The sequence below is a fragment of the Variovorax cryoconiti genome, from assembly GCF_051216395.1.
In the GTDB taxonomy this organism is placed as follows: domain Bacteria; phylum Pseudomonadota; class Gammaproteobacteria; order Burkholderiales; family Burkholderiaceae_C; genus Variovorax.
Genome location: NZ_JBPJZI010000003.1, coordinates 444,877 through 470,881 on the forward strand (window position 1 = coordinate 444,877; position 26,005 = coordinate 470,881).

At 67.9% G+C, this 26,005-nt stretch carries 26 protein-coding genes; 15 read left to right on the forward strand and 11 right to left on the reverse strand.

The genetic code is table 11. The features are described from left to right. Nucleotides 1–44 precede the first annotated feature (44 nt). Complete coding sequence (locus ACSFA2_RS11145) at nucleotides 45–713, forward strand: LuxR C-terminal-related transcriptional regulator (RefSeq protein ID WP_435455389.1); 669 nt, start codon at nucleotides 45–47, stop codon at nucleotides 711–713. A gap of 21 nt (nucleotides 714–734) precedes the next feature. Here the strand turns inward: ACSFA2_RS11145 and ACSFA2_RS11150 are convergent, their stop codons facing one another. From ACSFA2_RS11150 to ACSFA2_RS11160, 3 genes are read right to left on the reverse strand one after another with little or no spacing between them, the layout of a single operon-like run. Further along, on the reverse strand, nucleotides 735–1,055 hold the full coding sequence (locus ACSFA2_RS11150; protein WP_435455390.1) for a non-heme iron oxygenase ferredoxin subunit: 321 nt from the start codon (nucleotides 1,053–1,055) through the stop codon (nucleotides 735–737). A 10-nt stretch (nucleotides 1,056–1,065) separates the two neighbouring features. Further along, complete coding sequence (locus ACSFA2_RS11155) at nucleotides 1,066–1,590, reverse strand: aromatic-ring-hydroxylating dioxygenase subunit beta (protein WP_435455391.1); 525 nt, start codon at nucleotides 1,588–1,590, stop codon at nucleotides 1,066–1,068. 5 nt (nucleotides 1,591–1,595) lie between these two features. Beyond that, complete coding sequence (locus ACSFA2_RS11160) at nucleotides 1,596–2,858, reverse strand: aromatic ring-hydroxylating dioxygenase subunit alpha (protein ID WP_435455392.1); 1,263 nt, start codon at nucleotides 2,856–2,858, stop codon at nucleotides 1,596–1,598. A 145-nt stretch (nucleotides 2,859–3,003) separates the two neighbouring features. Between ACSFA2_RS11160 and ACSFA2_RS11165 the strand changes: the two genes are divergently transcribed. Beyond that, on the forward strand, nucleotides 3,004–3,906 hold the full coding sequence (locus tag ACSFA2_RS11165) for a LysR family transcriptional regulator (RefSeq protein ID WP_435455393.1): 903 nt from the start codon (nucleotides 3,004–3,006) through the stop codon (nucleotides 3,904–3,906). Between the two features lie 28 nt (nucleotides 3,907–3,934). On the opposite strand, the gene ACSFA2_RS11170 is transcribed toward ACSFA2_RS11165, so the two are convergent. The 8 genes from ACSFA2_RS11170 to ACSFA2_RS11205 all read right to left on the reverse strand — a co-directional run bounded on the left by ACSFA2_RS11170 (nucleotide 3,935) and on the right by ACSFA2_RS11205 (nucleotide 12,455). Next, complete coding sequence (locus ACSFA2_RS11170) at nucleotides 3,935–4,636, reverse strand: ABC transporter ATP-binding protein (protein WP_435455394.1); 702 nt, start codon at nucleotides 4,634–4,636, stop codon at nucleotides 3,935–3,937. Between the two features lies 1 nt (nucleotide 4,637). Continuing rightward, entirely contained in the window at nucleotides 4,638–5,456 is an 819-nt protein-coding gene (locus ACSFA2_RS11175) for an ABC transporter ATP-binding protein (protein WP_435455395.1), read from the reverse strand. Next, nucleotides 5,453–6,418 (reverse strand): branched-chain amino acid ABC transporter permease, encoded by a 966-nt coding sequence (locus tag ACSFA2_RS11180; RefSeq protein ID WP_435455396.1) that lies wholly within the window; start codon nucleotides 6,416–6,418, stop codon nucleotides 5,453–5,455. Before ACSFA2_RS11180 ends, ACSFA2_RS11175 begins: the two co-directional genes overlap by 4 nt. 1 nt (nucleotide 6,419) lies before the next feature. Next, complete coding sequence (locus tag ACSFA2_RS11185; protein ID WP_435455397.1) at nucleotides 6,420–7,292, reverse strand: branched-chain amino acid ABC transporter permease; 873 nt, start codon at nucleotides 7,290–7,292, stop codon at nucleotides 6,420–6,422. A 10-nt stretch (nucleotides 7,293–7,302) separates the two neighbouring features. Beyond that, the gene (locus ACSFA2_RS11190; RefSeq protein WP_435455398.1) at nucleotides 7,303–8,472 is read right to left on the reverse strand and encodes an ABC transporter substrate-binding protein; all 1,170 of its coding nucleotides are present in this window, start codon (nucleotides 8,470–8,472) and stop codon (nucleotides 7,303–7,305) included. Next, complete coding sequence (locus tag ACSFA2_RS11195) at nucleotides 8,469–9,221, reverse strand: alpha/beta fold hydrolase (protein ID WP_435455512.1); 753 nt, start codon at nucleotides 9,219–9,221, stop codon at nucleotides 8,469–8,471. The genes ACSFA2_RS11190 and ACSFA2_RS11195 overlap by 4 nt, the downstream gene beginning before the upstream one ends. Nucleotides 9,222–9,265: 44 nt before the next feature. Further along, nucleotides 9,266–10,840: a benzoate-CoA ligase family protein gene (locus tag ACSFA2_RS11200; protein ID WP_435455399.1), complete on the reverse strand. Its 1,575-nt coding sequence runs from the start codon at nucleotides 10,838–10,840 to the stop codon at nucleotides 9,266–9,268. A gap of 61 nt (nucleotides 10,841–10,901) precedes the next feature. After that, nucleotides 10,902–12,455, reverse strand: coding sequence for a 3,4-dehydroadipyl-CoA semialdehyde dehydrogenase (locus ACSFA2_RS11205; RefSeq protein WP_435455400.1), 1,554 nt, complete (start codon nucleotides 12,453–12,455; stop codon nucleotides 10,902–10,904). 178 nt (nucleotides 12,456–12,633) lie between these two features. Here ACSFA2_RS11205 and ACSFA2_RS11210 point away from each other — a divergent pair, with 178 nt between their 5' ends. The 13 genes from ACSFA2_RS11210 to ACSFA2_RS11270 all read left to right on the forward strand — a co-directional run bounded on the left by ACSFA2_RS11210 (nucleotide 12,634) and on the right by ACSFA2_RS11270 (nucleotide 25,887). Next, nucleotides 12,634–13,569 carry a helix-turn-helix transcriptional regulator gene (locus ACSFA2_RS11210; RefSeq protein ID WP_435455401.1) on the forward strand — a complete coding sequence of 312 codons (936 nt, stop codon included), beginning with the start codon at nucleotides 12,634–12,636 and terminating at the stop codon, nucleotides 13,567–13,569. A 154-nt stretch (nucleotides 13,570–13,723) separates the two neighbouring features. Further along, on the forward strand, nucleotides 13,724–15,403 hold the full coding sequence (gene boxC / locus ACSFA2_RS11215; RefSeq protein ID WP_435455402.1) for a 2,3-epoxybenzoyl-CoA dihydrolase: 1,680 nt from the start codon (nucleotides 13,724–13,726) through the stop codon (nucleotides 15,401–15,403). A gap of 31 nt (nucleotides 15,404–15,434) precedes the next feature. Further along, entirely contained in the window at nucleotides 15,435–16,862 is a 1,428-nt protein-coding gene (boxB, locus tag ACSFA2_RS11220) for a benzoyl-CoA 2,3-epoxidase subunit BoxB (protein WP_435455403.1), read from the forward strand. A gap of 5 nt (nucleotides 16,863–16,867) precedes the next feature. Then, nucleotides 16,868–18,145, forward strand: a complete 1,278-nt coding sequence (gene boxA / locus ACSFA2_RS11225; RefSeq protein ID WP_435455404.1) for a benzoyl-CoA 2,3-epoxidase subunit BoxA — start codon at nucleotides 16,868–16,870, stop codon at nucleotides 18,143–18,145. A gap of 93 nt (nucleotides 18,146–18,238) precedes the next feature. Continuing rightward, nucleotides 18,239–18,907, forward strand: a complete 669-nt coding sequence (locus tag ACSFA2_RS11230; RefSeq protein ID WP_435455405.1) for a phosphoglycolate phosphatase — start codon at nucleotides 18,239–18,241, stop codon at nucleotides 18,905–18,907. Nucleotides 18,908–19,118: 211 nt separating this feature from the next. Continuing rightward, nucleotides 19,119–20,621 carry an anthranilate synthase component I gene (gene trpE, locus ACSFA2_RS11235; RefSeq protein ID WP_435455406.1) on the forward strand — a complete coding sequence of 501 codons (1,503 nt, stop codon included), beginning with the start codon at nucleotides 19,119–19,121 and terminating at the stop codon, nucleotides 20,619–20,621. Further along, nucleotides 20,621–21,013: a GxxExxY protein gene (locus ACSFA2_RS11240; protein WP_435455407.1), complete on the forward strand. Its 393-nt coding sequence runs from the start codon at nucleotides 20,621–20,623 to the stop codon at nucleotides 21,011–21,013. Before trpE ends, ACSFA2_RS11240 begins: the two co-directional genes overlap by 1 nt. Next, nucleotides 21,010–21,594, forward strand: coding sequence for an aminodeoxychorismate/anthranilate synthase component II (locus tag ACSFA2_RS11245; RefSeq protein ID WP_435455408.1), 585 nt, complete (start codon nucleotides 21,010–21,012; stop codon nucleotides 21,592–21,594). Before ACSFA2_RS11240 ends, ACSFA2_RS11245 begins: the two co-directional genes overlap by 4 nt. Before the next feature lie 4 nt (nucleotides 21,595–21,598). Further along, nucleotides 21,599–22,648 carry a low-specificity L-threonine aldolase gene (ltaE, locus tag ACSFA2_RS11250; protein ID WP_435455409.1) on the forward strand — a complete coding sequence of 350 codons (1,050 nt, stop codon included), beginning with the start codon at nucleotides 21,599–21,601 and terminating at the stop codon, nucleotides 22,646–22,648. A 10-nt stretch (nucleotides 22,649–22,658) separates the two neighbouring features. Further along, nucleotides 22,659–23,318, forward strand: a complete 660-nt coding sequence (locus ACSFA2_RS11255) for a LysE family translocator (RefSeq protein WP_435455410.1) — start codon at nucleotides 22,659–22,661, stop codon at nucleotides 23,316–23,318. A gap of 13 nt (nucleotides 23,319–23,331) precedes the next feature. Continuing rightward, nucleotides 23,332–24,357, forward strand: coding sequence for an anthranilate phosphoribosyltransferase (gene trpD / locus ACSFA2_RS11260; protein ID WP_435455411.1), 1,026 nt, complete (start codon nucleotides 23,332–23,334; stop codon nucleotides 24,355–24,357). A 22-nt stretch (nucleotides 24,358–24,379) separates the two neighbouring features. Continuing rightward, complete coding sequence (gene trpC, locus ACSFA2_RS11265; RefSeq protein ID WP_435455412.1) at nucleotides 24,380–25,180, forward strand: indole-3-glycerol phosphate synthase TrpC; 801 nt, start codon at nucleotides 24,380–24,382, stop codon at nucleotides 25,178–25,180. After that, on the forward strand, nucleotides 25,180–25,887 hold the full coding sequence (locus tag ACSFA2_RS11270; RefSeq protein WP_435455413.1) for a uracil-DNA glycosylase: 708 nt from the start codon (nucleotides 25,180–25,182) through the stop codon (nucleotides 25,885–25,887). Before trpC ends, ACSFA2_RS11270 begins: the two co-directional genes overlap by 1 nt. Nucleotides 25,888–26,005: the final 118 nt, after the last annotated feature.

Below are 26,005 nucleotides of genomic sequence, written 5' to 3' on the forward strand. Positions count from 1 at the left end.
ATCTTCTGCCGTTTCGGAGTTCACCCGAACCCGGGGGTTACGTCATGAAAATCCTGATCGCCGACGATCACCGACTCGTCATGGAAGCGGTCAAGGCCAAGCTGGCCGAACTCGAGCCTGGCATCGAATTCGTCCTGGCCATGAGCGTCGACGAGTTGCTGGCCGCCGCCTCCGACGACCTGGACCTGGCGCTGATCGACCTGAACATGCCGGGCGCGGAAGGCCATGCCCATATCGACGAGATGCGCCGGCGCCATCCGGCCGTGCCGGTGATCGTGCTGTCGGGCACCGAAGACCCGACGGTGATGCGCGCGACCATCGAGCGCGGCGTGCTGGGTTTCATCCCCAAGGCCTATTCGCCCGACGTGATGATCTCCGCCGTGCGGCTGGTGCTGGCCGGCGGCGTCTACGTCCCGCCGATGATGCTGTCGGCCGTGCCTGCCGGCATCGTGGCCGGGGTGCCGGCGGCCGAGGTGGCACGGCAACTGGGCGGCGCCAGCCACACGCTCGACCACCTGCGCAATGTGCTGACCGACCGGCAGGTCGAAGTGCTCCAGCTGTTGTCCCAAGGCAAGCCCAACAAGCTGATCGGCCGCGCCCTCGGCATCAGCGAGGGCACCGTCAAGATCCACCTCGCGGCGATTTTCCGCGCGCTCAACGTGCGCAACCGCACCGAGGCGGTGGTGGCCGCGCAGGCGCTGACCGAAGCCTGAGCCCGTCCGCGCCGGCGTCGCCTACTCGCCGAGCTGCAGGAAGACACGCCCGCCGTCGATGCGCACCGGATAGATCCGCAGGCCCGCAGTGACCGGCGCGCAGGTCGCGCGGCCATCGCGAATGTCGAACCGGCCCTGATGCAGCGGGCACTCGATCTCGAAGCCTTCGAGGAAGCCGTCGCACAGCCGCGCGCGGCCATGGGTGCAGGTGTTGTCGGTGGCGAAGACGCGGCCGTCGACCTTGTAGAGGGCGATGTCGCGGCCCGCGACCTGCAAGCCGACCGCGTTGTCATCGAACACGTCGTCCTCGTTGCAGGCGTCGGTCCATGGGGTGTCGCTCATAGAGAGGTTCTCAGATCGGGTAGATGATGGAATTCGGGATCATTTCGCTGTCGTACACGCACAGGCGCGAAGCAAACCGGAGTCCGTCCGGCGTCCGGACGATGGTGTCGATGTAGCGGCCGACGTTGAAGACGGTCGACGCCTCTGACAGCTTGGTGCGGAAGACCGCGTAGTTGGCTTCCACCTCGAAGTGGTCGTGCGTCGCCGACCGGATCAGCGGTGCGCCGACGACATGACGCTGGTAGTACGGGTCGTGGAACAGCGTCTCGCGGATGCCGTAGACGCGGTCCTTCAGCATGCCCTTGCTCTCGAAGAACAAGGTCGCGAGCGGGAAGCCGCGCTCGTGGTTCTCGCGCGGGATCAGCTTGTAGAGGCAGTCCTCGACGAAGAACGCCGGCCACAGGTCCCAGTCGCCGGAATCCACGGCCTGGGCGTAGTCGGCGTGCAGGCGCGCGATCGCGATGTAGTCGTGGAAGCCGATGTCGGGTGCAGCGCCTGCTGCGCTCGCGTGGATTGTTTCGTTCATGTCGGTCATGGGGTTCAGGCCTCCATGACTTCGCGCCAGTAGGCATACATGCCGCGGATCAGCGTCTCGGTCACCATGTGGTCGGTGTCGCCGACCTCGCGCCCGCCGAGCTCGGCCAGCGTTCGGTGGAAGGGCTTCTGCTCGAAGCCCTGCTGCGAGAACTCGATGACCTCGCCGTCGTCGGCCGAGACGAAGCCGGCCGGGCCGAAGAGATTGGCCTGCCGCAGCCGACGCTGCGTCATCTCGTCGGTGTCGTCGTCGAAGCCGAAGTGCGTCCACACGAAATCGAAGGCACCATGGCCGTCGGGCTGGATGTGGCGGGTGGAGACGCTGTTGACCTGCTGCTGCAGGATGACGCTCGGGAAGAGCGTCATCATCACGGCCGTCGGCCCACCCCACCACGGCTCCGGCACGATGTCGAGGAAGCGGGGGTCGTTGAGCGTCATGCTCTCCTTGAAGCTCGAGACCTGCGTCACCTGCTCCGCTTTGCCCGACTGGCCGCGCGTGGAGATCATCGCGGCGTGGCGGTGCCGGGCGTCCATCTTCAGTTCGCTCTTGTTGTCGGCGCGCCAGAGTCCGAAGGTGACGAACCAGGTGTGCAGCAGGCCGGGGTGGTACGGGTCCTTGATGTTCTCCTGCATCAGCTTCCAGTTGCCCGGAATGCGCTGGCGGTTGTAGCCGAGGATGCGGAGCGGACGGCCGTTGAACAGGCGGTCGAAGTAGCCCAGCATGGTCGGCCCGAGGAAGTCCTCCAGCGACTCGATGTCGTGATCGAAGCTCGCGAACACCACGCCGCCGCGCGTCGCCACCTTGAGCTTGTTGAGGCCATGGTCGGCGGTCTTGAAGTCGGCCGGCATGCCGCCGTTGACCTTGCCGTCCTGCTTCACGCCGCGGCGAAAGGGCACGCCCTGCAGGTCGCCCTGCAGCGTGTAGCTCCACTGGTGGTACGGGCAGACGAATTCCTTGCGGTTGCCGTGCCGCTCGCGGCAGAACTGCATGCCGCGGTGCGCACAGACGTTCTCGACCACGCGGATGCCGCCCTCGGCATCGCGCACCATGAGCACGGAGCGCTCGCCCACGACGGTGCGCTTGAAGTCGCCGGGCGCCGGAATCTCCGCTTCGAGGCCCACGTAGTTCCAGTGCCGCGTGTAGAAGAAGCGCTCGAGCTCCTTCCTGTGCTGCGCCTCGTCGGTGTAGGCCATGAAGGGGATGCGGCTGGTGTCGCCGGATTCCCAGTGGATGCGGACCGGGAACGTGCCTGTATCGGTGGTGCTCATCGTGTGCTGTCTCTCGTTGTTTTTCGCTGTTCTCGTCGGAGCCGTTCGAGCGCGTGGGACCGATGCTCGGCCTGCCATGAAAATCAGTCAATGCGATGAGATCGATGTTCAATATCATTCGAATCAATGACCACAGAGGCCCGCCATGGAGCTGCATGACATCGACCTGAACCTGCTGGTGGTGTTCGACCAGCTCATGGCGGAGCGCAAGGTGTCGAAGGTCGCCGAGAACCTCGGCCTGGGGCAGCCGGCCGTGAGCAATGCGCTGGCGCGTCTTCGCAAGCTGCTGGGCGACGAACTCTTTCTCCGTACCTCGGCCGGCATGCAGCCGACGCCGTTTGCTGAACAGCTGGCCGCATCGGTCGGCCTGGCGCTGGGCATGCTTCACAGCGCCGTGAACGCCCGAAGCAGCTTCGATCCCGGCAGCAGCCAGCGCCGCTTCGCGATCGGCATGACCGACATCGGCGAGATCTATTTCCTGCCCCGCCTGATGCAGCGCCTGCACGAGGTCGCGCCGCAGGTGTCGATCACCACGGTGCGCAACACCGCGGTGAACCTCAAGGACGCGATGGAGGCGGGGCAAGTGGACCTCGCGATCGGGCTGCTGCCCCAACTCAAGAGCGGGTTCTTCCAGCGTCGCCTGTTCGAGCAGAAGTACGTCTGCCTCGTGCGGCGCCGGCATCCGCTCGCGCGCAGGACGTTGCGAGAGGCGGATTTCTTCGCCGCCGAACACCTGGCCGTGGTGTCGGCAGGCACGGGCCACGGCCGGGTCGACCAGATCCTGGACCGAAGCGCACCGCAGCGGAAGGTCCGGCTGACGGTGCCGCATTACGTGGCGATCGGCCACATCCTGCAATCCAGCGACCTGGTCGCCACGGTGCCGCAACGGCTGGCCGAGCGGATGGTGGCGCCCTTCGAGCTGGCGGTGTTGCCGCACCCGGTGAAGCTGCCGGAGATCGCCATTCATCTGTTCTGGCATGCCAAGTACCAGAAGGACCCGGCGAACCAGTGGCTGCGCAGCCTGATCGTCGAACTGCACGCCGATTGACGGCGCGCGAGGCGAGGGAGATGCAGCGTCAGACGCCCAGCCAGTTGGACAGCGCGGCCGGGTCTGCCGCCAGCGACGGCGACTCGGCCGCCAGCACGATGCGGCCCTTCTCCATCACGATCGCGTGATCGGTATGGGCCAGCACCTTGCGCCAGTCGCGGTCGACGATCAATGTGGCGATGCCGGTGCTGCGGATGTCCGCGATCACGCGCCAGATCTCCGCGACGATCAGCGGCGCCAGGCCCTCGGTCGCTTCGTCCAGGATGAGCAGGCGCGGGTTGGTCATCAAGGCCCGGCCGATCGACAGCATCTGCTGCTCGCCGCCCGACAGCTGCTGACCGCCGTGCGAGAGCCGCTCGGTGAGGCGCGGGAAGGTCGCCATCACGCGGTCGAAGGTCCAGGCACGGCGCCCGTCCAGGCCGGCGCGTTCGCTCATCAGCAGGTTCTCGCGCACTGACAGGTTCGGGAAGATGCCGCGGCCCTCGGGCACGTAGCCGATGCCATGCCGGGCCATCTTCTCGGGCGCCCAGCCGGTCACGTCGCGGCCGTCGAGCAGGACGCGGCCGGAGGCCGGCCGCACATAGCCCATTAGCGTGCGGATCAGCGTGGTCTTGCCCATGCCGTTGCGCCCGAGCAGGCCGAGCGAGGTGGCGGCGGGGTGCACGGCATCGACGCCGCGCAGGATGTGGCTGTCGCCGTAGTAGGTGTGGATCGATTCGATGCGCAGCATGTCAATGTGCTCCCTCGTCACCGAGGTAGGCCTCGCGCACGGCCGGGTCCTGGCGGATCATGGCGGGGTCGCCGCTGGCGATGACCGCGCCGTTGACCATCACGGTGATGCGGTCGGCGATGCGGAAGACCGCGTCCATGTCGTGCTCGACCAGCAGGATCGCGTGCGACGCCTTCAGGCGCGTGAGCAGGGCGAGCATCCGGTCGGTCTCTTCCGCGCCCATGCCCGCCAGCGGTTCGTCCAGCAGCAGCACGCGCGGCTTTGTCGCCAGGCACATCGCGACCTCGAGCTGCCGCTTGGCGCCATGGCTCATCGTGCCGGCGATGCGGTGCGCCTCGGTGTCGAGCCCGGCGGCACGCAGCGCCTCGTCGGCCGCCGCGTTGCTCGCCGAGCAAGCGCGCGAAGCCTGCCAGATCGCCCAGGGCCGCGGCGTCGCGGCCTGCGCCGCCAGGCGGCAGTTCTCATGCACCGTGAACTCCGGGAAGATGGTCGTGCGCTGGTAGCTGCGGCCCACGCCGTCGCGCGCCCGGCGCGATTGCGCGCGGGTTGTGATGTCCTCGCCGGCCAGCGCGATGCGGCCCGCGGAGGCCTCGATCTCGCCCGAGAGCATGTTGATCAGCGTCGACTTGCCCGCGCCGTTGGTGCCGATCACCGCGTGCACTTCGCCGCGCCGCAGGTCGAGCGTCACCGCGTTGACGGCCACCAGCCCGCCGAAGCGGCGGGTCAGCCCCTGCACGGCAAGAAGCGGCGCGCTCACTGATGCACCTTCGGCTTCGCCTGCGGTGCGAGCGTCCTTCGGAACGGCCGGGCGGGCGCTCATGGCGTCACCGCCTTCGGCAGCGGACTCGGCGAGAGGCGTGCCGCCAGGCCGATCAGGCCCTTCGGCAGCAGCGCCACGAACACGATGATCGCGATGCCGAGCGTGAGCTGCCAGTGGTCGGCCAGCGGCCCCACCAGCGCGTGCGTGCCCAACACTTCCTTGAGCACCGTGAAGGCCACGGCACCGATCACCGCGCCGCGCAGATGGCCGAGGCCACCGAGGATGATCATCAGCAGCACCTCGCCCGAGTTGTGCCAGGCCAGCAGTTCGGGATTGACCACGCCGTCGCGCGAGGCGACCAGGAAGCCCGCCAGGCCCGCCAGTGCGCCGGCCAACACGAAGGCGGCGAGCTTGTAGCCGTACACCGCGAAGCCGGCCGCGCGCATGCGCTGCTCGTTCACGCGGATGCCCGCCAGGGCCGCGCCGAAGCGCGATCGACGGATCAGCGCGAGCAGGCCGTAGGTGCCGACGAGCGCAGCGAGCACCATGTAGAACTGCACCCAGCGGTTCTCCATGTCGATCGGCCCGAGCGCAGGCCGCACATACAGGTAGATGCCATCGCTGCCGCCGCCGACCTTGGTGTCGTGGAAGATGAAGTAGGCCATCTGCGCGAAGGCCAGCGTGACCATGATGAAGTAGACGCCGCGCGTGCGCAGGCTGAGCGCGCCGACCACCAGCGCGTACAGCGCCGCGCTGCCCATGGCCAGGGGCAGCAGCCAGGCGATCGAGCCGCCCTCGGCGCCCGAGGCGAGCACCGTCGCATAGGCGCCGATGCCGTAGAAGGCCGCGTGGCCGAGGCTCACGAGCCCGGTCATGCCGACCAGCAGTTCGAGGCTCAGCGCGAAGATCGACAGGATCATGACCTTGACGACGAGGTCGGATGCATACGGCCCCAGCAGCGGCCCCGCGGCCGCCAGGAGAACGGCGCAAATCAGGGGAATCCAGGCAGAGAAATTCTTCATGTCAGGTCCGCCGTCCCATCAATCCTTCGGGGCGCCAGATCAGCACGATGGCCATCAGCACGTACACCCCCATCCCGCTCAGCTCGGCGAAGAAGACCTTGCCGAAGGTGTCGACGAAGCCCACCAGCAGCGACGCGACCAGCGCGCCGGTGATCGAGCCGATACCGCCGATCACCACCACCACGAAGCAGATGATCAGCACGCTTGCGCCCATGTTCGGGTAGACCGACGACATCGGCGCGGCGATCATCCCGGCCAGCGCCGCGAGCGCCACGCCGGCCGCGAACACGATGCGATACAGCCGGCGGATGTCGATCCCCAGCCCGCGCACCATGTCCCGGTTGCTCGCGCCGGCGCGGATCATCATGCCCAGGCGTGTGCGGTTCACCACCAGGTAGAGGCCGATCGCCAGCACGATGCAGGCCGCCGACGCGAAGAGCCGGTACCACGGGTAGCTCATGAGCTCGCCCAGCGCGAAGCTGCCTTCGAGCCAGGGCGGTGCCTTCACGCCGTGCACGTCGTTCCCCACGAGGATCGAGCGCAGTTCCTCAAACACCAGGATGAGGCCGTAGGTCATCAGCACCTGCTGCAGGTGGTCGCGCTGGTAGAGGTAGCTGAAGAAGGCCCACTCCAAGAGGTAGCCGAAGACGGCCGCGAGCACCACGCCCGCGACCAGCATCACGATGAACTGGTCGCCGAAGAGCGGCGACAGCGCGAACGCCATGTAGGCGCCCAGCATGTAGAAGCTGCCGTGGGCCAGGTTGATCACGCCCATGATCCCGAAGATCAGCGTGAGGCCCGAGGCGACCAGGAACAGCAGCAAGCCGTACTGGACCGCGTTCAGGCACTGGACGAGAAAGGTTCCGAAGTCCACGGCGCGCGCCTTACATCCGGCAGCCGCGGGCCGGGTCGGCCAGGCCCTTGATGGCGATGCTCACCATCTTGTTCTCCTTGCCGTCGACCTTGCGCAGGTAGATGTCCTGTACCGGGTTGTGCGACTTGCCGACCGAGAAGGCGCCGCGCGGGCTGTCGATCTTGGCCTTCTCGACCGCGGCGGCGAACTCGGCCTTCTTCGTGATGTCGCCCTTGGTGGCATCGAGCCCGATGGCGAGGATCTGCGCCGCGTCGTAACCCTGCACGGCGTAGACGTCGGGCTGCAGCTTGAAGGCCTTGGCGTAGGCGGTGCGGAAGCTGGTGTCGCGCGGCGTGTTCATGCCGTCGGCGTAATGCAGCGTGGTCAGCATGCCCTGCGCGCTGTCGCCCTGGGCGTCGAGCGTGCCGTCGGTCAGGAAGCCGGGGCCGTACAGCGGAATGGTCTTGTTGAGACCTGCGGCCGCATAGTCCTTGACGAACTTCACGGCGCCGCCGCCGGCGAAGAAGGCGTACACGGCATCGGGCTTGGCCGCGGCGATCTCGGTGAGCAACGCCTGGAACTCGACGTTGGGGAAGGGCACGGTGAGCTGCTTGACCACCTGGCCGCCGGATTTCTCGAAACCTTCCTTGAAGCCGTTGGTCGACTCGTCGCCGGCCGCGTACTTCCAGGTGATGGTGATTGCCTTCTTCTTCTTTTCCTGCTTGGCCGCGACCTCGCCCATGGCGTAGGCGGGCTGCCAGTTGGAGAAGGAGCTGCGGAAGATGTTCGGTGCGCACATCGGCCCGGTCACGGCGTCGGCGCCCGCGTTCGGCACGATCAGCGTGGTGCCGCTTTCCTTCGCGGCCTTGGCCATCGCCATGGCGACGCCGGAGTGCACGGTGCCGACGATGACGTCGACGTTGTCGCGCTTGATGAGCTTGTTGACGTTGTCGGTCGCCTTGGCCGGGTCGGACTCGTCGTCGACCTTCACGTATTCGATCTCGCGGCCACCGAGCTTGCCGCCTTGCTCCTCGACGCGCAGCTTGAAACCGTTCTCGATGGCCACGCCGAGTGCTGTGTAGGTGCCGCTGTAGGGCAGCATCAGGCCGACCTTCAGCTTGCCCTGCTGGGCGTGGCCGAGCGTGGCGATGCAGGCGAGGGTGAGCGCCGTCAGCGCGGTGCGAAGGTTCTTCTGGCTCATGGTTGTCTCCATTGATTGATGAACGAAACAGTGGCGTCTATCACCTGCTCCGGCTGGTCCCGGTGAGGGGAGTGGCCGCAGTCGGGCAATTCGAGAAGCTGGGTGCGACCGACCCGCGACGCGATGCCGCGGATCTGCTGCAGGGTGCCGTATTCGTCGTCCACGCCCTGGATGGCCAGCACCGGGCAGGCGATGCCGTCGAGCTCGCGCTCGATGTTCCATTGGCGGAAGGGCGGATGCAGCCAGATGCGGTTCCAGCCCCAGAAGGCGGAGTCGGGGTCGTCGTGATAGCGGCCGAGCTTCTGCGGCAGATCGGTCTGCAGGTACGCGACGCGCGCCTGCTCGATGTTCTCGACCGTCACGTCTTCCACAAAGAGGTGCGGCGCAAGAACCACCAGCCCGGCGACAGACTGCGGAAAGCGCGTGGCGTACAGCAGCGCGATCGATCCGCCGTCGCTGTGGCCGAAGAGCCAGGGCAGCTCATCGATGCCCAGGGCCTCGAACAGCGGCGGCAGCACCTCGTGCGCCTGGCGGTGCATGAAGTCGACATCCCACACCTCGTCGGCATCGCGCGGTGTCGAGCGGCCATAGCCGGGGCGCGAAAAGACCAAGCCCCGGAAGCCGCCTGCCGTGCACAGCCGCTCCGGGAAGTCCTTCCACATCGCGACCGAGCCCAGGCCTTCGTGCAGGAAGACGACCAGCGGTGCGTCCTCACGCTCGGCCGCGATGCGCGTGTACTCGACGCGCATGTCCCGCTCCCGCCAACGGATGGCGGCCCATTGCGGCTCGCTGCTCACGCGTGCTGCTCCTGCTCGCGCAGCCGGAAGCGCTGGATCTTGCCGGTGGCCGTCTTGGGCAACTCGTCGACGAACTCGATGAAACGCGGGTACTTGTAGGCCGCGAGATGCTGCTTCACGAAGGCCTTGAGCTCGTCGGCATCGACCGACTGGCCGGCCTTGCGCACCACGAAGGCCTTGGTCTTGGTCAGGCCGTCGCTGTCCTGCTTGCCGATGACGGCGGCCTCGAGCACCGCGGGGTGGCGCATCAGCGTGGCCTCGACCTCGAAGGGCGAAACGTAGATGCCGCTGACCTTGAGCATGTCGTCGCTGCGGCCGGCGTAGGTGTAGTAGCCGTCGGCGTCGCGCGAGTACTTGTCGCCGCTCTGCGTCCAGCCGTCGCGAAAGGTCTGGTGGCTCTTCTCGGGGATGCCCCAGTACATGAGCGCGCTGCTCGGGCCCTTGATGTAGAGGTCGCCGACTTCGCCGTCCGGCACGGGGCGGCCGTCCTCGCCGCGCAGCTCGATCTCGTAGCCGTGGACGGGCCGGCCCGTGGTGCCGTAGCGGATGTCGCCGGGCCGGTTGGAGATGAAGATGTGCAGCATCTCGGTGGAGCCGATGCCGTCGATGATCTCGCAACCGAAGTGCGCCTTGAAGCGCTGCGCGATCTCGCCCGGGAGAGCCTCGCCCGCGGAGGAGCACATGCGCAGCGCCACGCTGTCCGCCGCCGGCAGGCCGGGCGAGGCGAGCATGCCCGCGAAGCCGGTGGGCGCACCGAAGAAGACGGTGGGCTTCACGCCGGTGGCCTCGGGCGGGAGCCCGGTGCCGGTCCAGCGTCGGAAGGTGGCGTCCGGCGTCGGCCGCTCGGCCATCAGCACCACGGTCGCACCGACCGACAGCGGGAAGGTCAGCCCGTTGCCCAGGCCGTAGGCGAAGTACAGCTTGGCGGCGGAGAAGCAGACGTCGGCCTCGGTGAGTGCAAGCACCGGCTTGCCGTAGAGCTCTGCCGTCCACCACGGGTTGCCGTGCGTGTGGACCGTGCCCTTGGGCCGGCCGGTCGAGCCCGACGAGTAGAGCCAGAAGGCGTGGTCCTGCGGGCCGGTCGGTGCCGGCCTGGTCAGCGGGGGATGCGCGCCGATGACGGCGTCCAGGTCGCTGGCGCTGTTGGGCAGCGCGGCGGTGGGCTGCGAGACGAAGAGCTGGCGCAGCGCGTGCGGCGACTTGGACATGGCGTCCTGCAGCACGGGCAGCAAGGCGCCCGACACCAGCGCGGCGACGGCACCGCTGTGCGCCAGCATGTAGGCATAGTCATCCGCCGTGAGCAGCGTGTTGACCGCGACGGGCACCACGCCGGCGTAGAGGCATCCCAGGAAGCTCACCGGCCAGTCGTTGGTGTCGAGTTGCAGCAGCAGCACGCGTTCGTCGCGCTGCACGCCCGCCGACTGCAGCGCACCGGCGAGGCGGCGGGCGCGGTCTTCCAGCGCGCCATAGCTGAGCGTGCCACGGTCGTCGATGTACGCGAGCTTGGCCGGCCGCCCGCGGTTGAGCGCGAACAGGTGTTCGGCGAAGTTGAAGTCGGTGGGCAAGCTCATCGTGTGTCTCCTGGTGTCATCGGCGCGGTGGTGCGCTCTTGTGTTTTGCGTGCGCGGAGGGCTAGCTCAGGCCGAGCCCGGCCAGCACCGCCGGACTGGCCTGTATCGCGCTTCGGCGGTGGTAGAAGTCCAGCGCCCGCAGGCCGCCGAGTTCCGCGCCGCCGCCGGCGCGCCCCGGGCCGCCATGCAGCGACATCGGCATCACGTTGCCGTGGCCGGTGTGGGTCTGCGCCACGTCGGGGCTGATCACGTGAACGCGACCATGGCTGGCGGCGACCTGCATCGCCACGCGTGCCAGCGTTGCGTCGTCGCTGCCGTAGAGCGAGGTGACCAGCGAGCCCTGGCCGCGGTGGGCCAATGAGATCGCGTGGTCGATGTCGCGGTAGGCGAGCAGCGTGGCGACGGGGCCGAAGACCTCGATGTCGTGCACGCTGTCCGCAGCGTCCGCGTCTTTCGCGCCCAGCAGCACCGGTCCGATGCAGGCCGCGATGGCGGGGTCGGCATCGATCAGCGGCTGCGCGCTGCCGTCGTGCAGTGTGGTGGTCTGCTTCTGCAGCATGGCTAGGCCCTCGCGTACCGCGTTCAATTGGACTCGGCTCACCAGCGAGCCCATGCGCACGCTCTCGTTGCGCGGGTTGCCGACCGTGACGCCGCGCAGCTTGGCGCCGATCGCCTCGGCCACCGCGTCGTAGACGGTGGCCGGCACGAGGATGCGGCGGATGGCGGTGCATTTCTGGCCGCTCTTGACGGTCATCTCGCGCACGACCTCGCGCACCAGCAGGGCGAAGGCGTCGGTGCCGGGCGTGACATCGGGCAGCAGCAGCGCGGAATTCAGGCTGTCCGCCTCGATGTTGACGCGCACCGAGCGCTGCGCCACGGCGGCATGCGATCGGATCAGAGCGCCGGTCTCGGCCGAGCCGGTGAAGGAGACGACGTCGAAGGGCTGCAGCTGGTCCATCAGGCCGGTCGAGCTGCCGCAGATCACCGAGAGCGCGCCGGCCGGCAGCACGCCCGCATCGACCACGTCGCGCACCATGCGCTGGGTGAGCCAGGCGGTCGAGGTGCCGGGCTTGACGATGACGGGCACGCCCGACAGCAGGGCGGGCGCTGCCTTTTCCCACAGTCCCCAGGCCGGGAAGTTGAAGGCGTTGATGAAGAGCGCGACGCCGCGGGTGGGGACCTGCAGGTGCTGCGACAGGAACACCGGCTCCTTGCCCAGCTTGACTGCGTCGCCGTCGCGCAGTGCGTGCACGTCGCCCAGCACATCGCCCCACTTCGCGTACTGGCCCAGCGTGAAGATCGCGCCGTCGATGTCGACGGCCGAGTCGTTCTTCACCGTGCCCGAGTTCGCGGTGGCGATCTCGTAGTAGCTGTCGCGATGGCTCTGCAGGACCTTGACGATGGCGGCGAGCAGCGCGGCGCGCTGGCGATAGGTCATCCCGCGCAACGCGGCGCCGCCGACGTCGCGCGCGAAGCCGAAGGCCGCAGGCAGGTCGAGCCCGGTCGCGTCGACGCGCGCCAGTTCGGTGCCGAGCACCGGGTCGAACAGCGGCACGCCGGCGCCGCTGCCGGTTTGCCAGCGACCGCCGACGTGATTGGGAAGAAGTTCGGTCATGGTGTCGGGCCTGGGTGGACGGGTTGAACCGGGGTGAGGCAGTTGCAGCATCCTGCTACGTGCAGTATCTTGCGCTTGATCAAACAATAAGCAGCATGATGCAGCATGTCAAGCAACATAATGCATGTATGGCGTTTACCCTGAGCGCGCAAAATCAAGGCATCGAATGAGGAGTTCCATGACTGAGGAAGCAGGGCGGGGTGGCAGTGCCATGGCGGTTGCGATCGACACGGCGGCCGGGGAAGCGACGCGCCATCCGCTGCTCGCCGTGCTCGGCGAACGCGTCCGGAGCCTGCGCGCGCAGCGTGGCCTCACGCGCAAGGCGGTGGCCCTGTCGGCCGACGTGTCGGAACGCCATCTGGCGAACCTCGAGTACGGCACCGGCAATGCCTCGATCCTGGTGCTGCAGCAAGTGGCGCAAGCCCTGCATTGCTCGCTCGCCGAGCTCGTCGGCGATGTCACGACCAGCTCGCCCGAATGGCTGCTGATCCGCGAACTGCTCGAGCACCGCAGCGAAGCGGATCTGCGCCGTGCGCGCATCGCCCTGGGCGAACTGCTGGGCAACGGCCGCGGCGATGCCGCACGCCACCGCCGCATCGCGCTGATCGGCCTGCGCGGGGCCGGCAAGTCGACCCTGGGGCCGATGCTGGCGCAGGATCTCGACGTGCCTTTCATCGAGCTGAGCCGCGAGATCGAAAAGCTCGCCGGCTGCAGCGTGCGCGAGATCCATGACCTCTACGGCACCAACGCCTACCGGCGCTACGAGCGACGCGCGCTGGAGGAAACCGTGCAGATCCACAGCGAGGTGGTGATCGCCACGCCGGGCGGCATCGTGTCCGATCCGGCCACCTTCAACGAACTGCTGTCGCACTGCACCACCGTCTGGCTGCGTGCCGCGCCCGAGGAGCACATGGGGCGCGTCGTGGCCCAGGGTGACACGCGTCCCATCGCCGCCAGCAAGGAGGCGATGGAGGATCTGCACCGCATCCTCGACGGGCGTGCGGCCTTCTATTCGAAGGCCGACCTCACGGTCGACACCAGCGGCCAGACGCTGGCGCAGAGCTTCGACCTGCTGCGCGGCGTGGTGCGGGCGGCGATCGCCGCCGCGACCTGACGCCGCTGCCGGCGGGGCGCCAGGCCCGCGGGTTCTCCTGAACTGCAGAAAAGTGCAACAGGCATTGACTTGCCTGTAGACGTGCATGATGATGCATGCACTGATCGCAAGAAATGCACTATGTTTCTTGTTTGTGCTGCTTACGGAGACACCCATGACCGACCTCACGACCCACGCACCGCGCGTCGACTACCGGACCGAGCCCGCCCAGTACCAGCACTGGAACCTCGCGGTGGAAGGCGCCGTTGCGCGCCTGACGCTTGACATCGCCGAGGACGGCGGGATCCGCCCCGGCTACAGGCTCAAGCTCAACAGCTACGACCTCGGTGTCGACATCGAACTCGCCGACGCGCTGAACCGCGTCCGCTTCGAGCACCCGGAAGTCCAGTCGGTCATCGTGACCAGCGGCAAGGACCGCATCTTCTGTTCGGGCGCCAACATCTTCATGCTGGGCGTCTCCAGCCATGCCTGGAAGGTCAACTTCTGCAAGTTCACCAACGAGACACGCAACGGCATCGAAGACAGCTCCAAGCACTCGGGCCTGAGGTTCCTGGCTGCCGTCAATGGCGCTTGCGCGGGCGGCGGCTACGAACTCGCACTGGCCTGCGACGAGATCGTGCTGGTCGACGACCGCTCCTCGGCCGTGTCGCTGCCCGAAGTGCCGCTGCTGGGCGTGCTGCCGGGCACGGGCGGCCTGACCCGCGTGACCGACAAGCGCCATGTGCGGCATGACCTGGCCGACATCTTCTGCACCAGCGTCGAAGGCGTGCGCGGCCAGCGCGCGGTCGACTGGCGGCTGGTCGATGCGATCGCCAAGCCGGCGCAGTTTCCGGCTGCCGTGCAGGAACGCGCGGCCAGGCTGGCCGAAGGCAGCCTGCGTCCCGGTGCAGCCTCGGGTGTCAAGGGCGTCGCGCTGGAGCGCCTGGAGCGCGAAGACGGCGCCGACAGCATTCGCTATGCGCACGTCGAGATCGCGATCGACCGTGCCCGCCGCACCGCCACGCTGACCGTGAAGGCACCCGCCGCGGCGCAGCCGACCGACATCGCGGGCATCGAGGCCGCAGGCGCCGCGTGGTGGCCGCTTGCGATGTGCCGCCAGCTCGACGACGCCATCCTGAACCTGCGCACCAACGAACTGGACATCGGCACCTGGCTGCTCAAGACCGAGGGCGATGCGCAGGCCGTGCTGGCCAACGATGCCCTGATGCTCGCCCACCAGGACCATTGGCTGGTGCGCGAAACCATCGGCGCGCTGCGCCGCACGCTGGCGCGCCTGGACGTGTCGTCGCGCAGCCTGTTCGCGCTGGTCGAGCCGGGCTCCTGCTTCGCCGGCACGCTGGCCGAGATCGCCTTCGCGGCCGACCGCACCTACATGCTCGCGCTGCCCGACGATGCCGAGCGCGCACCCCGGCTCACGCTCAACGAATTCAACTTCGGCTTCTACCCGCTGGTGAACGACCAGAGCCGCCTGCAGCGCCGCTTTTATGAGGAAACGGCGCCGCTCGAAGCCGCACGCGGCGCAGCAGGCCAGGCGCTCGACGCCGACGCCGCGCTGGCGCTCGGCCTGGTGACGGCCGCGCCCGACGACATCGACTGGGACGACGAGATCCGCATGGCCATCGAAGAGCGTGCCGCGATGTCGCCCGACGCGCTGACCGGCCTCGAAGCCAACCTGCGCTTCGCCAGCAAGGAAAACATGAACACCCGCATCTTCGGCCGGCTCACGGCCTGGCAGAACTGGATCTTCAACCGCCCGAACGCCGTGGGCGCGAAGGGTGCGCTGAAGGTCTACGGCACCGGCGAGAAGGCCGGCTTCGATCTGAACCGCGTCTGATCCCGAACCCACGAACTCGCAAGGAAACGCCATGAGCACCGTCAACTACAGCGACAAGATCCCCAACAACGTTAACCTCAGCGAAGACCGCACGCTGCAGCGCGCGCTCGAAGGCTGGCAGCCCAACTTCGTCAACTGGTGGGACGACGTCGGCCCCGATGGCTCGACCGCCTACGACGTCTACCTGCGCACCGCGGTCAGCGTCGACCCGCAGGGCTGGGCGCAGTTCGGCCACGTGAAGATGCGCGACTACCGTTGGGGCATCTTCCTGAACCCGGGCGATGCCAACCGCGAGATCCACTTCGGTGACCACAAGGGCGAGAAGGCCTGGCAAGACGTGCCGGGCGAACACCGCGCCAACCTGCGCCGCATCATCGTCACGCAGGGCGACACCGAGCCCGCGTCGGTCGAGCAGCAGCGCCACCTGGGCCTGACCGCGCCCAGCATGTACGACCTGCGCAACCTCTACCAGATCAACGTGGAAGAAGGCCGCCACCTGTGGGCGATGGTCTACCTGCTGCATATGCACTTCGGCCGCGACGGCCGTGAAGAAGCCGATGCACTGCTGCAGCGCACGTCGGGCGACGTGGACAACCCGCGCATCCTGGGCGCCTTCAACGAGAAGACGCCCGACTGGCTGGCCTTCTTCATGTTCACCTACTTCACCGACCGCGACGGCAAGTTCCAGCTGTCGGCGCTGGCCGAGAGCGCCTTCGATCCGTTGGCGCGCACCACCAAGTTCATGCTGACCGAGGAAGCGCACCACATGTTCGTGGGCGAGAGCGGCGTGTCGCGGGTGTTGCAGCGCACCGCGCAGGTGATGAACGAGCTGAAGACCGACGACCCGCAGAAGGTGCGCGCCGCAGGCTGCATCGACCTGGGCACCATCCAGCGCTACCTGAACTTCCACTACAGCGTGACCATCGACCTGTTCGGCGCCGACCAGTCGAGCAACGCGGCCATCTTCTACAGCTCGGGTCTCAAGGGCCGCTACGAGGAAGGCAAGCGCACCGACGACCACGTGCTCAAGGGGCAGACCTACAAGGTGCTTGAAGTGAAGGACGGGCAACTGGTCGAGAAGGATGTGCCGATGCTCAACGCGCTGAACGAGGTGCTGCGCGACGACTTCATCAAGGACTCGGTGGCGGGCGTGAACCGTTGGAACAAGGTGCTGGAGAAGGCGGGCATCCCGACGCGCCTGACCGTGCCGCACAAGGCCTTCAACCGCCAGATCGGCGCGCTCGCCGGCATCAAGATGTCGCCGGACGGCCGCGTGGTGAGCGAGGCGGAGTGGGCCGCGAAGAAGAGCGAGTGGCTGCCGACGCCCGATGACTTTGCGTTCGTCGCGTCGCTGATGGGCCGCGTGGTCGACCCGGGCAAGTTCGCAGGCTGGATCGCGCCGCCGGTGATGGGCATCAACCGCCAGCCGGTCGATTTCGAGTACGTGCGTTTCGGGTGAACACGATGGACATGGCTGTCGAGGCCGGCGTCATCAAGCAGCATCTGATCGACCCGGAAATCTGCATTCGCTGCAACACCTGCGAGGCCACGTGCCCCGTGAACGCCATCACGCACGACGACAACAACTACGTCGTCCGGGCGGATGTCTGCAACGGGTGCATGGCCTGCATTTCGCCGTGTCCCACCGGCTCGATCGACAACTGGCGGACCATGCCGGTGCAACGGGCCTACTCCATCGAGGAGCAGCTGGGCTGGGAGGCGTTGCCGGCCGAGCTGAGCGCGGACGAGCTCGAGGCGGCCGGTGTGAAGGAGGCTGAAAACGTCGTCGATGCGACGGCGCAGGTCGAGGTCGAGCCTGTCGTGACGCCCGGCGAGGCGCCGTTCATGTCGGCGAGCCACGGCGCCACCACGCCGCCGTGGTCTGCGGCCCATGCCTACACCAACCTCTATGCGCCCAAGCGGCCGGTGACCGCAACCGTGACCGGCAATTTCAACTGCACGGAGGCGGGCTTCGAGAGCGAAACGCACCATGTCGTCCTCGACTTCGGTGCGATGCCCTTCCCCGTGCTGGAGGGGCAGTCCATCGGGATCGTGCCGCCCGGCACCGACGCGCTGGGCAAGGCGCACCATCCGCGCCAGTACTCGGTCGCCAGCCCCCGCAACGGCGAGCGCCCCGGCTACAACAACATCTCGCTGACCGTCAAGCGCGTGACGCAGGACCACCAGGGCAACGCCGTGAAGGGCCTCGCCTCCAACTACGTCTGCGACCTGAAGGTCGGCGAGACGGTGACGGTGGTGGGGCCGTTCGGCGCGACCTTCCTGATGCCCAACCATCCGAAGTCGAGCATCGTCATGATCTGCACCGGCACGGGGAGCGCACCGATGCGTGCCATGACCGAGTGGCGGCGCCGCCTGCGCAAGAGCGGCAAGTTCGAGGGCGGCAAGCTGATGCTCTTCTTCGGCGCGCGCACGCAGCAGGAGCTGCCTTATTTCGGCCCGCTGCAGAGCCTGCCCAAGGACTTCATCGACATCAACCTGGCCTTCTCCCGCAAGCCGGGGCAGCCGCGGCGCTATGTGCAGGACGTGATGCGCGAGCGTGCCGCAGACCTCGCATCGCTGCTGCGCGATGCCGACACCCACTTCTACGTCTGCGGGCTCAAGAGCATGGAGGAGGGCGTGCTGCTGGCCTTGCGAGATGTCGCGCAGGACGCCGGCCTGCCCTGGGAACCGCTCGCAGCCACGTTGAAGAAAGAGGGGCGCCTGCACCTGGAGACCTATTGACGGCGCCGAGGGCGCAGGAATTCGGGGCCGCGGATCTCGATAGAGTCGAGCGTTCTTCTTGGACTCTTTTTGATCAATGTGAACGCCAGTTTCTTGAGCCGGGTCGATGTGGATGCCGCCATCGTCGATCTCGACGGCACCATGGTCGACACCCTGGGTGATTTCGTCGCTGCCCTGCACGCCATGCTTGCCGACCTCGGTTTGCCGGTGGTGGACGCTGCTGCCGTCGGGCGCATGGTCGGCAAGGGGTCTGAACACCTGATCCACGCCGTGCTGCGCCACGTCGATGCGCCAGACACGCTCTACCCGCAGGCCTATGCGCGCTATCAGCATCACTACCTGGACATCAACGGCCGGCACTCGGCGGTCTACGACGGGGTGATCGCCGGCCTGCAGGCGATGCGTGACCGCGGCTGGCGCCTGGCCTGCCTGACCAACAAGCCGACCGCGTTCGCCCGGCCGCTGCTCGCCGTCAAGGGGCTGGACGGCTACTTCGACGTGGTCTTCGGTGGCGACGCCTTCGAACGCAAGAAGCCCGACCCGCTGCCGCTCTGGAAGACCTGCGAGGCGCTCGGCACGCTGCCGGCCCGCACGCTGATGGTCGGCGATTCGAGCAACGACGCGCAGGCCGCGCGCGCGGCCGGTTGCCCGGTGGTGCTGGTGAGCTACGGCTACAACCACGGGGAGCCGGTGCGGCAGGTCGATGCCGATGCGGTCGTCGATTCGCTCGCCGAACTGGCCGGCGGCGCGACGCTCGGCTAAACTCGCCGCTCCATGTTCATTCATCACGTCATCAAGACAGGGCAAGGCTGCCGGGGAGCCTGGCTTTGGCGCACGCCATCGTCATTGCCTGTTTGATGGCACGGCGCACGCCGTGCGCCCGCGGCCCCGGTCCGAACGACCCGGCGCCAGATCCTTGAATGACCCGCCAGCGACCGAATGAAGCGTCCGCTGGCCGACGGAGACCCCCACCGTGATCACCGAACTCGAATTCAAAAGCCTCAGCGCGCAGGGCTACAACCGCATCCCGCTGATGGTCGAGGCCTTTGCCGACCTCGAAACCCCGCTCTCGCTCTACCTGAAGCTGGCCCATACCAAGGACGGCGGCAAGTACAGCTTCCTGCTCGAATCCGTGGTCGGGGGCGAGCGCTTCGGCCGCTACAGCTTCATCGGCCTGCCGGCGCGCACGTTGATCCGCGCCAGCGGCTTCGGCGATGCGGCGCGCACCGAGGTCGTGACCGATGGCCAGGTGGTCGAGACGGCCGAGGGCAACCCGCTCGACTTCATCGCGGCCTACCAGAAGCGCTTCAAGGTCGCGCTGCGGCCCGGCCTGCCGCGCTTTTGCGGCGGTCTGGCCGGCTACTTCGGCTACGACGCGGTGCGCTACGTCGAAAAGAAGCTCGAAGCCACCTGCCCGCCCGACACGCTCGGCTGCCCGGATATCCTGCTGCTGCAGTGCGAAGAGCTGGCCGTCATCGACAACCTGTCGGGCAAGCTCTACCTCATCGTCTACGCCGACCCGGCGCAGCCCGAGGCCTATGCGAATGCCAAGCGCCGGCTGCGTGAACTGCGCGAGCAGCTCAAGTACTCGGTCAGCGCCCCGCAGGTGAAGCCGTCGCAGGCGCATCCCGCCGAACGCAGCTTCGCCAAGGCCGACTACATCGCCGCGGTCGAGCGCGCCAAGGAACTGATCGCCGCCGGCGACTTCATGCAGGTGCAGATCGGCCAGAGGATCAGCAAGCGCTACACCGAGTCGCCGCTGTCGCTCTACCGCGCACTGCGTTCGCTCAATCCCTCGCCCTACATGTTCTATTACCACCTGGGCGATTTCCACGTGGTGGCCGCGTCGCCGGAGATCCTGGTGCGCCAGGAGAACATGGCCGACGGCGAGCAGAAGGTGACGATCCGCCCGCTGGCCGGCACCCGGCCGCGTGGCGCGTCGATGGAACTCGACAAGGCCGCCGAGCTGGAACTGATCAACGACCCGAAGGAGCGCGCCGAGCACGTGATGCTGATCGACCTGGCGCGCAACGACATCGGCCGCATCGCCAAGACCGGCACGGTGAAGGTGACCGAGGCCTTCGCGGTCGAGCGCTACAGCCACGTGATGCACATCGTGAGCAACGTCGAAGGCACGCTCAAGGACGGCATGACCGCGATCGACGTGCTCAAGGCCACGTTCCCCGCAGGCACGCTGACCGGCGCGCCGAAGGTGCATGCGATGGAACTCATCGACCAGCTCGAGCCGACCAAGCGCGGCCTCTACGGCGGCGCCTGCGGCTACATCAGCTATGCGGGCGACATGGACGTCGCCATCACGATCCGCACCGGCATCGTCAAGGACCAGGTGCTGCATGTGCAGGCCGCGGCCGGCGTGGTGGCCGACTCGGTGCCGGAACTGGAATGGAAAGAGACCGAAGCCAAGGCGCGTGCGCTGTTGCGCGCGGCCGAACTGGTGGAAGAGGGACTGGAATGATGGCCGACGACAACACACCCCACAACGACTTCTCGCACGAGATCATCGGCGCTGCCGTCGAGGTGCAGCGCGTGCTCGGCACCGGCCTGCCGGAAGCGGTGTACGCCGCGGCGCTCGCCATCGAGCTGGCCGAGCGCGAAATCGGCTTCGAGCGCGACGTGCCGGTCGCGGCGAGCTACAAGGGCCGTGCGCTGGGCGATGTGTGCCGCGCGGACTTCGTCATCGAGCAGGCGATGGTGGTGCAGGTGCGGGCGGTCGATGCACTCGACGACCTGCACCGTGCGCAGGCGCAGGCCGCGGTGCGGCTGTCGGGCCACCGGCTCGGCCTGCTGATCAACTTCAACGTCTTCCCTGTGGTGAAGGGCGTGCATCGGATCGGAGCCAAGCCATGAAGCTGCTGATGATCGACAACTACGACTCCTTCACCTACAACATCGTCCAGTACTTCGGCGAGCTGGGGGCGGACGTGGAGGTGGTGCGCAACGACGAAGTCACGGTCGCGCAGATCGGCGAGCGCATCGCGGCCGGCACGGCCCGGCTGGTGATCTCGCCCGGCCCCTGCTCGCCGGCGGAGGCGGGCGTGTCGGTGGCGGCGATCCAGGCCTTCGCGGGACGGCTGCCGATCCTCGGCGTGTGCCTGGGCCACCAGGCCATCGGCGCGGCCTTCGGCGGCAAGATCGTGCGCGCGCAGCAGCTCATGCACGGCAAGACCAGCGAGATCACGTCCACACGCGAAGGCGTGTTCGCCGGGCTGCCCGAGAAGTTCATCGTGAACCGCTACCACTCGCTGGCGATCGAACGCGACAGCTGCCCGGCCGAACTCGCCGTCACGGCCAGCACCTACGACGGCGAGATCATGGGCGTGCGCCACATCGGCTTCGCGCATGACGTGCGGATCGAGGGCGTGCAGTTCCATCCCGAATCCATCCTCACCGAGCACGGCCACGCCATGCTCAAGAACTTTCTGGACTGAGCCCATGCCGAACACCGCCGTCGACCTGCGCAGCGACACCGTCACCCAACCCTCGCCCGCCATGCGCGCTGCGATGGCCGCCGCGCCCTTGGGGGACGACGTGTTCGGCGCCGACCCGAGCGTCAACGCGCTGCAGGAAAAGATCGCGGCGATGCTCGGCTTCGAGGCCGCGCTCTTCATGCCGACGGGCACGCAGAGCAACCTCTGCGCAATCCTGTCGCATTGCGGTCGCGGCGACGAATACATCGTGGGCCAGCAGGCGCATTGCTACCGCTGGGAAGGTGGCGGCGCCGCGGTCTTCGGCAGCGTGCAGCCGCAGCCGCTCGACCATGCGCCCGACGGCACGCTGCCGCTGGCGCAGATCGAGTCGTCCATCAAGCCCGACGACGCGCACTTCGCCCGCACCCGTCTGCTGGCGCTGGAGAACACGCTGGGCGGCAAGCTGCTGCCCTTCGGCTATGTGCAGGCGGCCACCGACCTGGCCAGGTCGCGCGGGCTGCAACGCCACCTCGACGGCGCGCGGCTCTTCAACGCGGCGACGGCCCAGGCCGTAGCGCTCGGCACCGACGTGCGCGCCGAGGCGCGCCGCATCGCGCAGTGCTTCGACAGCGTGTCGGTGTGCTTCAGCAAGGGGCTGGGCGCGCCGGTCGGCTCGGCCCTGTGCGGCTCGCGCGAGCTGATCGCGCGGGCACACCGCATCCGCAAGATGGCGGGCGGCGGCATGCGCCAGGCCGGGCTGCTGGCGGCCGCCGCATCGCATGCGCTCGACCACCACATCGACCGGCTCGCGAGCGACCACGCGCTGGCGCAGCGGCTGGCAGCCGGCCTGGCCGGCATCGAGGGGCTGCGGGTCGAGGCGCCACAGACCAACATCGTCTTCGTCGACCTGGACGGCGCAGCGGCGTCCCGTGCCACCGAGTTGCTGGCGTACCTGAACGCGCGCGGCATTCTGGCGACGGGGCTGTACCGGCTGCGCTTCGTCACGCACCTCGATGTGGACGCGGGCGGGGTCGACCGCGCGCTGGTCGCGATCCGCGAATTCTTCGCGCATTGAGGGCTTGCGCATGCCCGACACCGCGCACCTCGTCGCCTTCATCGTCGCCGGCTGGTTGCTCAACCTGACGCCGGGCCCCGATGTGCTCTACATCGTGAGCAACGCGCTGCGCTCGGGCGTGCGAGCGGGCATCGTCGCCGGATTGGGCATCACCGCCGGCTGCTTCGTGCACATCGTGGCGGCCGCCGTGGGCGTGGGCACTTTGCTGGTCGCGTCGACCCATGCCTTCACGGTGCTCAAATACCTCGGCGCGGCCTACCTGCTGTATCTGGGCGCGCGCATGCTGTTCGCCAAGCCCGCGCCCGCGGTGGCGACCGAAGCCGCACCGGCGGTCGACGCGCCGCGCGGATTGAAGGCGATCTTCATGGGCGGCTTCTGGACGAACGTGCTCAACCCCAAGGTGGCGCTGTTCTTCCTGGCCTTCGTGCCGCAGTTCATCGCGCCCGGCACCGACAACAAGGCGCTGGCCTTCGTGTTGCTGGGGCTGCTGTTCAACCTCAACGCCATTCCGGTCAACACCGGCTGGGCCGTGGCGGCCGGCTGGCTGGCACGCCGCGGCACGGTGCGCCACTGGATGCGTGTGCTGGACCGCGTGGCCGGCGCCATGTTCATCGGCTTCGGCATCAAGCTCGCGCTGTCCGACAACCCGCTTTCTTCGCCAACACATTGACACGGGAGACACCATGCCCATCACCCCCCAGGAAGCGCTACAGCGCACCATCGAGCACCGCGAGGTGTTCCACGACGAGATGCTGCACATCGTGCGGCTGATCATGAGCGGCGAGTGCTCGCCGGTGATGATGGCGGCGCTGATCACCGGCCTGCGCGTGAAGAAGGAAACCATCGGCGAGATCACCGCCGCGGCGCAGGTGATGCGCGAAGTCGCGACCAAGGTCGTGGTGGCGGACACGACGCACCTGGTCGACATCGTCGGCACCGGCGGCGATGGCTCGCACACCTTCAACATCTCGACCTGTTCGATGTTCGTGGCCGCCGCGGCGGGCGCCAAGGTGAGCAAGCACGGCGGGCGCAGCGTGAGCAGCAAGTCGGGCAGCGCCGACGTGCTGGAGGCGCTGGGCATCAACATCAACCTCAAGCCCGAGCAGATCGCCCAGTGCATCGCCGATGTCGGCATCGGCTTCATGTTCGCGCCCAACCACCACCCGGCGATGAAGAACGTCGCCCCGGTGCGCAAGGAACTGGGCATCAAGACCATCTTCAACATCCTCGGGCCGCTGACCAATCCGGCCGGCGCACCGAACATCCTGATGGGCGTGTTCCACCCCGACCTGGTGGGCATCCAGGTGCGCGCGCTGCAGCGGCTCGGCGCCGAACACGCGCTCGTGGTCTACGGCCGCGACGGCATGGACGAAATCTCGCTCGGCGCGGCCACGATGGTCGGCGAGCTCAAGGATGGCGAGATCCGCGAGTACGAGCTGCATCCCGAGGACTTCGGCTTCGCGATGTCGAGCAACCGCGCGCTGCGCGTCGAGACGCCCGAGCAGTCGATGGCGATGCTGCGCGGCGTGCTCGACAACGAGCCGGGTGCGGCCCGCGACATCGTGCTGCTCAACGCGGGCGCCGCGCTGTACGCGGCCAATGTGGCCAGCTCGATCGCCGACGGCGTGGCGAAGTCGCGCGCTGCGCTCGACAGCGGCGCGGCCAAGGCCAAGCTGGCCGACCTCGTGGCCGCGACCGCCGCCTTCTGACGAAAGAGAGAAAGACCGATCCATGTCCGACATCCTGAACAAGATCGTGGCCGTCAAGCACGAGGAAATCGCCGCTGCCAAGAAGCGCAGCCCGCTGGAGGCCGTGCGCTTCGACGCTGAGAGCCGCGTGCTCACCCGCGACTTCGTCGGCGCCTTGCGCGCCAAGATCGCAGGGGGGCAGGCCGCGGTCATCGCCGAGGTGAAGAAGGCCAGCCCGAGCAAGGGCGTGCTGCGCGCCGACTTCATCCCGGCCGACATCGCGCAGAGCTACGCCGAGGGCGACGGCGCCATCAGCGCGGCCTGCCTGTCGGTGCTGACCGATCGCCAGTTCTTCCAGGGCGGCATCGACTTCTTGAAGCAGGCGCGCGCGTCGTGCGACCTGCCGGTGCTGCGCAAGGACTTCATGGTTGACGCCTACCAGATCTATGAATCGCGCGCGATGGGCGCTGACGCGGTGCTGCTGATCGCCGCCTGCCTCGACGATGCGCAGATGAAGGACTTCGAGGCGATCGCGCTCGGACTGGGCATGGCGGTGCTGGTCGAGGTGCACGACGGTGCCGAACTCGATCGCGCGCTCGAGCTCAAGACGCCACTGATCGGCGTCAACAACCGCAACCTGCGCAGCTTCGAGGTGTCGATCCAGGCCACGCTCGACCTGCGTTCGCGCGTGCCGGCCGAACGCCTGCTGGTCACCGAATCGGGCATCACGACGCGCGACGACGTGGCGCGGCTGCGCGCCGCGGACATCCATGCCTTCCTGGTCGGCGAGGCCTTCATGCGCGCGCCCGAACCCGGGGAGGCGCTGGCGGATCTGTTCCGGTGATGGCGGCGACGCAACTCACGCAACTCGCGAGTGCCGACCCGGCGGACTGGCCGGTCGCGCCGGGCTGGCAGGGGCTGGTCGACGACTTCTTCGCGAGTGCGGTCGGCGTGAAGCTGCAGGGTTTTCTGCGCGAACGGCTGGAGGCTGGCGCGGTCATCTTCCCACCGCAGCCGCTGCGTGCGCTGGAACTCACACCGCCCGAGCAGGTGCGGGTCGTCATCCTCGGGCAGGACCCGTACCACGGGCGCGGGCAGGCGGAAGGCCTGGCCTTCTCGGTCGCGCCGGGCGTGGCGCTGCCGCCCTCGCTGCGCAACATCTTCAAGGAGCTGCAGCGCGACCTGGGCACGCCGCCACCGGCCTTTCCGCAGCCGGGTGGCAGTTTGGTGCGCTGGGCCACGCACGGCGTGCTGCTGCTCAACACCTGCCTGACGGTGGAGGAGGGGCAGGCGGCCAGCCATTCGGGGCGCGGCTGGGAAGTGCTGACCGATGCGGTGATCCGGCATGTGGCCGCCGGCGATCGCCCGGTCCTGTTCATGCTCTGGGGCTCGCACGCGCAAAGCAAGCGGGCGCTGATCGACGCAGACCGCCACCTGGTGCTGACCGCCAACCATCCGTCGCCGCTGTCGGCGTTGCGTCCACCGGTGCCTTTCATCGGTTGCGGGCACTTCGGCCAGGCGCGTGCCTGGCGGGAGCAGCATGCAGGCTGAAGGCGATGCTCCTGCTTTTGTAGCCCGTCGCATGGGCGCAACGGCTCGAGGGGTAAAAACAGGGGCTCCCACGCTCTGGGGCGACGCCGGCGGTCCGGAACCGACATCAAACCGTGCT

What these genes read in the sequence shown, in the direction of transcription:
- ACSFA2_RS11145 (WP_435455389.1), top strand. Translation starts at nt 45, where the DNA reads ATGAAAATCCTGATCGCCGACGATCACCGACTCGTCATGGAAGCGGTC.
- ACSFA2_RS11150 (WP_435455390.1), bottom strand. Translation starts at nt 1,055, where the DNA reads ATGAGCGACACCCCATGGACCGACGCCTGCAACGAGGACGACGTGTTC.
- ACSFA2_RS11155 (WP_435455391.1), bottom strand. Translation starts at nt 1,590, where the DNA reads ATGACCGACATGAACGAAACAATCCACGCGAGCGCAGCAGGCGCTGCA.
- ACSFA2_RS11160 (WP_435455392.1), bottom strand. Translation starts at nt 2,858, where the DNA reads ATGAGCACCACCGATACAGGCACGTTCCCGGTCCGCATCCACTGGGAA.
- ACSFA2_RS11165 (WP_435455393.1), top strand. Translation starts at nt 3,004, where the DNA reads ATGGAGCTGCATGACATCGACCTGAACCTGCTGGTGGTGTTCGACCAG.
- ACSFA2_RS11170 (WP_435455394.1), bottom strand. Translation starts at nt 4,636, where the DNA reads ATGCTGCGCATCGAATCGATCCACACCTACTACGGCGACAGCCACATC.
- ACSFA2_RS11175 (WP_435455395.1), bottom strand. Translation starts at nt 5,456, where the DNA reads ATGAGCGCCCGCCCGGCCGTTCCGAAGGACGCTCGCACCGCAGGCGAA.
- ACSFA2_RS11180 (WP_435455396.1), bottom strand. Translation starts at nt 6,418, where the DNA reads ATGAAGAATTTCTCTGCCTGGATTCCCCTGATTTGCGCCGTTCTCCTG.
- ACSFA2_RS11190 (WP_435455398.1), bottom strand. Translation starts at nt 8,472, where the DNA reads ATGAGCCAGAAGAACCTTCGCACCGCGCTGACGGCGCTCACCCTCGCC.
- ACSFA2_RS11195 (WP_435455512.1), bottom strand. Translation starts at nt 9,221, where the DNA reads ATGCGCGTCGAGTACACGCGCATCGCGGCCGAGCGTGAGGACGCACCG.
- ACSFA2_RS11200 (WP_435455399.1), bottom strand. Translation starts at nt 10,840, where the DNA reads ATGAGCTTGCCCACCGACTTCAACTTCGCCGAACACCTGTTCGCGCTC.
- ACSFA2_RS11205 (WP_435455400.1), bottom strand. Translation starts at nt 12,455, where the DNA reads ATGACCGAACTTCTTCCCAATCACGTCGGCGGTCGCTGGCAAACCGGC.
- ACSFA2_RS11210 (WP_435455401.1), top strand. Translation starts at nt 12,634, where the DNA reads ATGACTGAGGAAGCAGGGCGGGGTGGCAGTGCCATGGCGGTTGCGATC.
- boxC (WP_435455402.1), top strand. Translation starts at nt 13,724, where the DNA reads ATGACCGACCTCACGACCCACGCACCGCGCGTCGACTACCGGACCGAG.
- boxB (WP_435455403.1), top strand. Translation starts at nt 15,435, where the DNA reads ATGAGCACCGTCAACTACAGCGACAAGATCCCCAACAACGTTAACCTC.
- boxA (WP_435455404.1), top strand. Translation starts at nt 16,868, where the DNA reads ATGGACATGGCTGTCGAGGCCGGCGTCATCAAGCAGCATCTGATCGAC.
- ACSFA2_RS11240 (WP_435455407.1), top strand. Translation starts at nt 20,621, where the DNA reads ATGGCCGACGACAACACACCCCACAACGACTTCTCGCACGAGATCATC.
- ACSFA2_RS11245 (WP_435455408.1), top strand. Translation starts at nt 21,010, where the DNA reads ATGAAGCTGCTGATGATCGACAACTACGACTCCTTCACCTACAACATC.
- ltaE (WP_435455409.1), top strand. Translation starts at nt 21,599, where the DNA reads ATGCCGAACACCGCCGTCGACCTGCGCAGCGACACCGTCACCCAACCC.
- ACSFA2_RS11255 (WP_435455410.1), top strand. Translation starts at nt 22,659, where the DNA reads ATGCCCGACACCGCGCACCTCGTCGCCTTCATCGTCGCCGGCTGGTTG.
- trpD (WP_435455411.1), top strand. Translation starts at nt 23,332, where the DNA reads ATGCCCATCACCCCCCAGGAAGCGCTACAGCGCACCATCGAGCACCGC.
- trpC (WP_435455412.1), top strand. Translation starts at nt 24,380, where the DNA reads ATGTCCGACATCCTGAACAAGATCGTGGCCGTCAAGCACGAGGAAATC.
- ACSFA2_RS11270 (WP_435455413.1), top strand. Translation starts at nt 25,180, where the DNA reads ATGGCGGCGACGCAACTCACGCAACTCGCGAGTGCCGACCCGGCGGAC.